Raw genomic sequence first — 1,591 nt, forward strand, 5'->3', positions numbered from 1 at the left:
CTCACCAGCTCGCATTGTTTTTAAAACATACCTCGTAAGCTATTTGAACAAAACATATGAAAAAATCCCTTATTGCAATATCAGTCTTATTCTTAACTCTTCTAGGTTGTCAATCGGAAAAAAAAGTTGATAAAAAACGGGATTATTTGCGCTGGGTGGGAGACATTGAACAGAATGATCAAATTGATAAATCCGACTTTATAGTTTGTAACGGAGACGATTATATTCTTCAATATTTTAATTTAGGAGAAGGTCCTGTATATGGCGGAGAAAAATCATCCCTTCTAAAAACTTTCAAATCGAAATACAAGCCATTGTCAAGTAAAGACCAAAGCGGCCTTATCAGGATACGATTTATAGTAAACTGTGAAGGAAAAACAGGTCGGTTCAGGGTATTGCAGTCCGACTATAACTATCAGGAAACCGAATTTGACGAAAGAATAGTTACCCAACTTGTAGATATAACAAAAGGGATTGAAAACTGGCAAATTCTTTACAGGAGCGATATTCCTGTTGACTATTATATGTATCTCATTTTTAAAATAACAGAAGGACAACTAACAGAAATTTTACCTTAATGAAAAATCTTGGTTTAATAATAGTGTTGTTTTCCTTTTCAGGCGTATTTGCTCAACCCAATTGCGAGGCTTATAAATATCTTGGTGATACCTTAAAATACGAAGCCTGTAAGAAATCATTGGAAATTAAAGGACATTATCAATTCACCAGGGAATTTCAAACTGTTCTGGACGAATCCCTGGCGATTGATTCAACTTTTGATTATGCTTATCGGGCAAAATCTGTTGCTTATCTTAAAAGTGGAGATTTTGTGACCTGGAAAAAACTTATTGACAAAGCAGTTCGGTATAACCCGGAAGAACATCTTGGATATAGAGGTTGGTGTCGTTACCAGTTTTTTAGAGATTACAAAGGAGCAATAAAAGACATTGAAAAGCTGGACAGTTTGGTGGATTATGACATTGGACAAAGTCAAAATGGAACTTATCATCTAAACATTGCAAAAGGTCTATGTTATAAAGCAATTGGAGAACAAGAAAAAGCTATACAAATTATTGAAAATCAGATACAACGAAACGAACAGGAAGATTTCATAGGCGCATATGATTATTTACATCTTGGTGTTCTCTATCTGGAAACAGAGAAATTTGAAAAGGCAATAGAAGTATTTAAGAAACAATCCCAGACAAATGAATTAGCTGAAAATCAATATTATTCGGCATTAGCTTTTTTAAATTTAAACAAATTAACTGAATACAGATCTTGTTTGAATAAAGCAATGGAACTTTACATTAAAGGAAAGAAAATGTCCGATCCATATTCGAATCCATTGGACAAAATCTATCTTGAAAACATTGAGGACCAGATAAAAACGGCTGATAACAATGGCTAATTGCGGGCTATGAGAAGAATACAGAAAAAATTATCCTTGATGACCGACAAGGAATTGGCAATTCTTATCAAGTATAAAATTGGAGAATATTTAAAACCGACTCAAGAAGAAATTCTTTCCTATTCCAAGGAACGGAAAATGACTGCCGAACGTATTACCCAGTTGACCTCAGATTATAAT

General features: G+C 33.8%; 2 protein-coding genes. Both read left to right on the plus strand.

The annotated features are described in order from the left end of the window. Nucleotides 1-56 precede the first annotated feature (56 nt). Nucleotides 57-578 carry a hypothetical protein gene (locus tag RM545_RS17385; protein ID WP_311496552.1) on the plus strand — a complete coding sequence of 174 codons (522 nt, stop codon included), beginning with the start codon at nt 57-59 and terminating at the stop codon, nt 576-578. Then, the gene (locus RM545_RS17390) at nt 578-1,411 is read left to right on the plus strand and encodes a tetratricopeptide repeat protein (RefSeq protein ID WP_311496553.1); all 834 of its coding nucleotides are present in this window, start codon (nt 578-580) and stop codon (nt 1,409-1,411) included. Before RM545_RS17385 ends, RM545_RS17390 begins: the two co-directional genes overlap by 1 nt. The last annotated feature ends 180 nt before the right edge of the window (nt 1,412-1,591 follow it).

It is taken from the genome of Autumnicola lenta, from assembly GCF_031846515.1.
In the GTDB taxonomy this organism is placed as follows: Bacteria; Bacteroidota; Bacteroidia; order Flavobacteriales; family Flavobacteriaceae; genus Autumnicola; species Autumnicola lenta.

Bases quoted from the DNA above. Each gene is read 5' to 3' on its own strand.
- RM545_RS17385 (WP_311496552.1), top strand. From the start codon at position 57: ATGAAAAAATCCCTTATTGCAATATCAGTCTTATTCTTAACTCTTCTA.
- RM545_RS17390 (WP_311496553.1), top strand. From the start codon at position 578: ATGAAAAATCTTGGTTTAATAATAGTGTTGTTTTCCTTTTCAGGCGTA.